General features: G+C 40.5%; 5 protein-coding genes and 5 pseudogenes. All 10 read right to left on the bottom strand.

All coding sequences use genetic code 11. From position 1 onward, the window contains the following. Window positions 1-727 precede the first annotated feature (727 nt). Window positions 728-931, bottom strand: a pseudogene (locus BN93_RS17810) (hypothetical protein); the annotation flags it as partial. Window positions 932-983: 52 nt separating this feature from the next. After that, the gene (locus BN93_RS16335; protein ID WP_232211214.1) at window positions 984-1,628 is read right to left on the bottom strand and encodes a hypothetical protein; all 645 of its coding nucleotides are present in this window, start codon (window positions 1,626-1,628) and stop codon (window positions 984-986) included. A gap of 120 nt (window positions 1,629-1,748) precedes the next feature. Next, window positions 1,749-2,015: pseudogene (locus BN93_RS15450) on the bottom strand (RHS repeat-associated core domain-containing protein); the annotation flags it as partial. A gap of 86 nt (window positions 2,016-2,101) precedes the next feature. Further along, window positions 2,102-2,683: a hypothetical protein gene (locus BN93_RS18160; RefSeq protein WP_019189189.1), complete on the bottom strand. Its 582-nt coding sequence runs from the start codon at window positions 2,681-2,683 to the stop codon at window positions 2,102-2,104. A gap of 87 nt (window positions 2,684-2,770) precedes the next feature. Next, window positions 2,771-2,943, bottom strand: a pseudogene (locus BN93_RS19150) (RHS repeat-associated core domain-containing protein); the annotation flags it as partial. 575 nt (window positions 2,944-3,518) lie between these two features. Then, complete coding sequence (locus tag BN93_RS17805) at window positions 3,519-3,836, bottom strand: hypothetical protein (RefSeq protein ID WP_139145583.1); 318 nt, start codon at window positions 3,834-3,836, stop codon at window positions 3,519-3,521. A 566-nt stretch (window positions 3,837-4,402) separates the two neighbouring features. Next, window positions 4,403-4,831: pseudogene (locus BN93_RS17190) on the bottom strand (RHS repeat domain-containing protein); the annotation flags it as partial. A 104-nt stretch (window positions 4,832-4,935) separates the two neighbouring features. After that, window positions 4,936-5,271, bottom strand: a complete 336-nt coding sequence (locus BN93_RS15425) for a hypothetical protein (RefSeq protein ID WP_232211213.1) — start codon at window positions 5,269-5,271, stop codon at window positions 4,936-4,938. Between the two features lie 133 nt (window positions 5,272-5,404). Continuing rightward, a complete protein-coding gene (locus BN93_RS15420; RefSeq protein ID WP_157462910.1) occupies window positions 5,405-5,947 on the bottom strand; it encodes a hypothetical protein in 543 nt (180 codons plus the stop codon). 180 nt (window positions 5,948-6,127) lie between these two features. Continuing rightward, a pseudogene (locus tag BN93_RS18830) lies at window positions 6,128-6,539 on the bottom strand (RHS repeat-associated core domain-containing protein); the annotation flags it as partial.

Raw genomic sequence — 6,539 nt, 5'->3', positions numbered from 1 at the left:
TTATTCTTTTTGTTATCATTGTTATCATTTGTTGACTTTACATTCTTGGGGTAAGAAGCAGGTATAACTACTTCACCTAAAGAAAAAGGGTTATTTGGCTTTTTCCCATCTTTTGCTTCTGTTGTCATTACGGATTTTGTAATATAGGGTATGCCTAAGTGTTCCGCACGTGGAACTTCATACTGCACCTCGGAAAAACGAGCAAGCTCCTCTTTCCGAGGCGCAGCATGAAGTCGGTGTAGCCAGCGATAAGACCTTGTGGCGCGTCGTTGACATGCACACCCTCCTATTCGCCGTGGCTCTTAATTATTCGTTCGTCCGTTTGTTTTTTATTTCTCTGTTTATATTGGACTACAAAGATAACAAACAATATGGCACTTAATACAAACCATACTAGATTTATTATTGTTGACATATTTACTATTTCATATACTCGGTTTATAACTACCACATTATCTATTGTTTCTATCTCATATTTCAATGCTACATACTGACTGCAAATTGAAATACCATATATTACAAACCAAATGCCAAAAACGGCAATATATATCAATATTATTTTTTTCATATTTATCTATTACAATCTTGGCTACTACTTTTGCTGCCACTTCCGAATGAGCCTGAATTATTTTCACTTGAAGAAGTTCCACTAATTGAACGATTGACGCTAGATTCTACACTAGAACCTGCCATACCTGAACTCGAACCCATACTTCCTCTACCTGCCCGTGACGACGTTCGCGCCATGGCCGTAGGCGTTTTGGAATATGCCCACACCGATTTCGGAGGCTAAGCGCGTAACGCTGAGTATGGGTGCGGGGTATATGGTGTAGTCCTCCGTTTCGTGGAACTTCAGTGCAAGCCAAGCGAAAAAGGAGCTTGCTCGTTTTTCCGAGGCGCAGTCAGAGGTGAGGCCTTGTGGTGCACAGTTAGTTCCATACAGCTCACGAACCGAGCTAAAATACAGAATCTTCTTATCGTTCCTAGATGTCATGAACTTCCAAAATCCGCTTTCGAGAGAGGTCTAAGAGAATTGTCACATTATCGTACTTATTCCGACTTCTATCATTAGCCAGAGAAATGATTGTTATCCCTTTTTGGGGAGCGCCTACTCCTAGCACATCATTGCCCAAGAATACCATATAATAGTATTTATATAGGTTTACCAATACATAGATGTGTCCCTGTTTCCTATATGCTAGGTATTGTCTATAATACACACTTATGTTTAAGGTAGGAACTTTCGAGCCGACCTCCTGCCACTTCTGCTTAGTCGAAAGGATTGTTTTTATTGTTTCAATCTCCTTGTCGGAAAGGTTGTAATATCTCCTACTTTGAACATAAAATAGCGTGCCATCATCCCACATCGCGCCAGGAAGCATAGAAACGTCAAGAGCGATTGCTGAATCTTCTGTTGCATACCTCCTATACCTCATAGATGAAATATTCTTACGAACATTTTCACTTGATTTACTTGTTCTACTTCCACAGCTGCAAAAAACAGCCATGATAACGATTAATAAAACATGTTTCACTGTACATATCATTTCTTTGTTTTTTATTGAGTTTGTAATCAAAACCTTTTGTCCCCGGCTGTGCATTGTAATTATAAAGTATTGGCTTTCCATTTATATCTTTAAGCGGTTTACCATTCATGTACACATGCCATAAGCCCTTGCGTTTGTATTCATAATGCTTACCATATACAATTGAATTAATCCATTTGTTTTTTCTTGTCGGAGTGCAATATTGCGTTTAGGGCGTTGTTTCCAAACGTCGGGCACACAGTGGCCGCCCAACCCCTTGATGACAGTATTGTAACCCTCGTGCGTGTTCTCGGGATCGGCCGTGACGCCCTTCATCTTGGGCACTCCCAGGGGCGTGCCCAGCTTGCGGTAGTAGTCCTCGTGTTGTTTTTTTATCTGCATCATACGCATCTGATAGTCTTTCTGTCCGGCGGTTACGACGTTCGCGCCATGTCCATAGGCGTTTTGGAATATGCTTGCACCGACTTTTGGGGGCGCGTCGCCGTACTCGTAGGACAATTCGTAGTTCTATGAAACTGAACCCATGTATTTTGTTAGCAGCTGTGTCTGCCAATTTAATAATCCAATTTCGGCATCATTTTATTTTCTTTCTCGCATAAAAGGAAATACGCTAATCTTCCTGTAAAATACAGCAACACTAATTTCGCTACTTTAACTCTATACCCCTTACGATGCAACAAGATTAATATCTTACCATAGACTAAGACATTCAATAAAGGAAATCGAGCACAATATGTTAAGGTATTCCCATAATACCTCTCTGTTGTATTTCTATATGCTTCATTTCCTAAATAGAATAGAAGCAGATGTGTTGAGAACATACCTAATGAACTGTAAACAAGGAAATATGTAATTGCTCTATATTGAATAATTAAAGCTGTTATTTTTTTTAACAACAAATGATGATCCATAATAAACACCAATACAAAATGGGATGTGAATTGAAAAAGAAGGATAAGAACACCATATTTGGTAATCACGTCCATCATTGAGGTTATGGAGCCAGCAATAACATAAGATTGTAACATCTTGTACAAAGTCAGTATGCCACAAATAGACAACAATACAATTGTCACAACGAAGACAATAGAAAGTGCTGCTAGATATATTTTACTAAAAAGCATTTTTAACCACATTCCATATTTTTTTAAATCTATTCCAATTTCAACACCTAAAATGGCACTAACTTTTACACCAGTTTTTGACCCAGATTTTGATTACTATCCTGCCGTGATGAGGTTCGCGCCGTGGCCGTAGGCGTTTTGGAATATGCCCACACCGATTTTGGAGGCCACGCGCCTGTCGCCGATGAAATAGTGTTTGGTGAAACGCCGGCGCGTAACGCCGAGTATGGGGCGAGATAGATGGTGTTGTCTTCCGTCTCGTGGAACTTCAGTGCAAGTCGAGCGAAAAGGAGCTTGCTCGTTTTTCCGAGGCGCAGCCTGAAGTCGGCGTAGCCAAAGTGAGGTCTTGCGGTGCACCGTATGATTAAAGAATTCATTGGTTTACTAGCTGCAAAGTTATTTTTGTCGTGTCAACATGAAGTATCAACAAAGAGGGATTGACTTCATGGATTTTATACTCTGTCCCACCTAACGATATTACCGAGTCATCCTTTAAAATCCAATATTCTGGCCAAAGATGATCGTGCTGTTCGTATTTAGATAGATTTCCTTGTAAGTCTCGCTCTAAGATCTTCCATGTCCTATCCCTGTTAAAGTAAAAGCACATTTGTAACTTGTCTCTCGCATCAAAATTTACATACCACAATTTAGAGTTGTCTCCACAGATTAAATCTGTGAGATCTCTCTCTTCTGCGCACGAAAATGCAACCAGTGCCATGACAACCAAGGTTATCAGTCTAGAATGTGATTTCATTACCTCCCTTAATATATTGTGGAATATACTTTTCGCCATATATTTTAAATATTTACTTGCTTTGTCTATATGTTTGTAAATCTAGTAGTTCTGTTACTTAAAAAAACTGGTAGGCCTATTTATGCTAGGGTAGGCTTCAAGGAAAACAACCTCAATACTATCACCTGGTTTTCCTGTAGAGCTATTTATCAAAGAATTTCCTTTATATTCATTTCCATTATATGAAAATGAATACATGTAATAAACTTTCGTATAGCGGCGTGCGTAACTAGATGGTTCTGCTGTAATAACTGCATACGTCTTAACACCATTTATTCTTAGTAGGAAATTACCAACGAAATAAAGTACAACGTGGTAAAGAATCCAACCCACACAAGCGTAAACAAGCAATCTACCTATGAAATCTCTCATCTTTTGTCTGTTTTATTATTTTTATTTGTCTCACCTTGACTTTCTATCACATTAGATACAATCTTATCAGCCGCCGTTTGAGGAGATTTCTTCACCTCTTTGGCAACAGCTTTTTGCGCCTGTTGAATATTAGTGGTTATAGTCTTGGCTCTTTTATTATTTACTTTTGTTATTTTCTTACCTGTCTTGGTAAGAGAGGTCTTGCTGCTAATCATTTTATTTGATATTTTCTCAGTTGTTTTATTTCCAAATCCTTTAGCTAGTTTTGATGCTTTTGAGCCAACAGCACCTGCAGCCAGATTTACCGCAGTTCCTTTTACAATTTCTATAATTCCCTTATCATAATTGTCCATAAGGCTATTAGCAGCAACGCTTGTTTTTGTAACAAAACGGACTGTATTGCTAGCGCCACTTGTAATTGTTCCTTCAATAGTTGCTACAGCAACTTTTCCCCAGTTAATATCAGTAATGCCATTACCAACAACAAGATTGGCAACCATTTGTGTTGTTATTTCTAAACTAGCTCCAATAAGGGCACCAATAGCATTGTCTATGAGTGCTATGTTTCCATCTGGATTTACAAATTTGACAAGATTATCAGCACAGTATGTATAGCTTCCTAGTTCAGGATAGTTCTCCTTTAACCTATCCACCCCATACCACAAACTCGTCCTCGGGTTCATGTATCTAGAACCATAGTAATACAGTCCCGTCTCCTCATCGAATTCCTTGCCGTTGAACTTATATGGCATCTCCTCGGTGGACGAGTGCTCGTCCACGAGTAGCTCACCGTAGGGCGGGTAGGCGTCGAACTGGGCGACGTTGCCCTTGGCGTCGGTGATATAAGAGGTGCTGCCGAGGTGGTCGGAGTGGTAGAAGAAGATGTCCTCGTGGTATGTGGTGTCGGTAGGCACGCGGCCGTAACCCGGCTGCACGTCGTCGGAGTCTTCGGCCTTGTCCCACTGCACGGGCGGGCCGGGCGAAATGCCAGACGTGACGTAGCGCTTGGTGCAGCGTGCGTGCCGAGAGAGCGGTGTTCGAAACGTACTGTTTAGAATTTTCATGCAGCCAGAAACTTTATTCCTATTTTAGCACATTCCTAGTTCTTTATATGAAATATATTTGAATACTCAATATAGGACAGCTTATTTAGTTTTCTACCGATATTGTATTTAAACCTATATACGTTTTCACTTTTTTTCTTATACTTGACACCCTTAATTCCCCACTCTTCTTTCCTATTCACCTCACGCCCTTTTAATACGATAACATTTTGCACCTTATAAGTGTTTGGAACATGGAAAATATCTTGGGCGAATATAAACCACCTTCCATCTACTCTTTTTTCTAAAGATATAGATATATAAATATCCTCTTCACTGTTATTGCTGAAGTGAAAGGACACAGAACTACCTATATCATATATTGTCTGCACCGAGTCTATTTTTAAACATTCCTTAATCGACTGGGCATTTAAATGACACGTAGCACTTTGCAACACTAACAATATCAAACACTTAATTATTCTCATCTTTCTTTACCCCCCCTTTGTCTAATTTGTAAACAAACTATTGAGCAAGACGCGAATTGGCTTTGCCTTCATTACAATAATTCGGATTGTCTTTGTTCTTAACTCGATTCACACTTTTAGTATCTTTATATATTTCTTCAGACAAACGATTGATTAGGTAAGTCAACAAGGCTTGATTTATTGGTAGTGGTACAGTTAATGTAGAAAGACAGAACTCACCAAACCGTTTTCCACTAGCATCTTTCATCACGAAGTAGGACGGTCTTCCTAAAGCAATTCTTGTTTCTACGGTTCGGGACACTTCTTTATAATAGGTAGGTTCAAATATGGAGCCAGCCTCTAATAATAGTTTCTCATATTTCTTTTGTTTCGCGGTTTTAGTCCTTTCCGACAATAGATACAATACTCGTATTTCACCAAGGCTGTCTAAAGCTATATAATACTCTTTACTATGTGGAGAAGCTTTAATTATCAGATAATAATAGCAATCCTCCAAAGAGTATAATACCTTAGGAGCATTTTCTCTAAATAGCTCTAAGAGTCTATCCGCTTTTTTTCTGCTAGACACAATGGTTTCCATCGACTCTGTTTCATACAGTTTCTTACATTGGGCATTGCAATAGGTAATAGAGATTAACAGTACGATTATCAAGTATATTTTTTTTGTCATGATCATTTCGTTAAAGGTATTTTTTGTGGATCTTTTATTTGCCCTTCTTTGTAGCCAGAATAATCGCTACCATCGAGTTGTGGCATTTTACTTGCCGTTGTCAGACAGGGCCATAAGGCGGTTCTCCTCGTCCCACGCCATGCGCCGCTCCGTGTTCAGGCTGTCGTCCTCCACGAGCGTGGGGTTGCCGTTGGCGTCGTAGGCGTAACGTTCGTGCCCTATCTGCGAGGGGGCGGTGGGGTGGTCGGCGCCTTTGGTGTAATAACGTTGGTTAGTCCAAAAATATTGTCCACGGGGTCGTATTTATATTGCGTTTGCATGATGCTGTCCCCGTCGGCCGTTAGCAGCATACCTGCAACCGTTCGCGCTGGCGGTCGTAGGCGTACGTGCTTTCCGTGCCGTTGCCCATGCGCGTGTATATGGCGTGCCCGTCCTTGTCGTAGCCCACCTGCGCCACTATCGTCTCTTCCCTGCCCTGCTTGGCCGACTTGAGGCTCGTCAC

Origin of the sequence: Prevotella conceptionensis 9403948, from assembly GCF_000312305.1 — a bacterium.
GTDB lineage: Bacteria > Bacteroidota > Bacteroidia > Bacteroidales > Bacteroidaceae > Prevotella > Prevotella conceptionensis.
The sequence above is the reverse complement of the archived record's forward strand: the minus strand, read 5'-3'. Positions and strand labels throughout refer to the sequence as shown.

Bases quoted from the DNA above. Each gene is read 5' to 3' on its own strand.
- BN93_RS15420 (WP_157462910.1), bottom strand. From the start codon at position 5,947: ATGGAAACCATTGTGTCTAGCAGAAAAAAAGCGGATAGACTCTTAGAG.
- BN93_RS16335 (WP_232211214.1), bottom strand. From the start codon at position 1,628: ATGGAAAGCCAATACTTTATAATTACAATGCACAGCCGGGGACAAAAG.
- BN93_RS17805 (WP_139145583.1), bottom strand. From the start codon at position 3,836: ATGAGAGATTTCATAGGTAGATTGCTTGTTTACGCTTGTGTGGGTTGG.
- BN93_RS18160 (WP_019189189.1), bottom strand. From the start codon at position 2,683: ATGTGGTTAAAAATGCTTTTTAGTAAAATATATCTAGCAGCACTTTCT.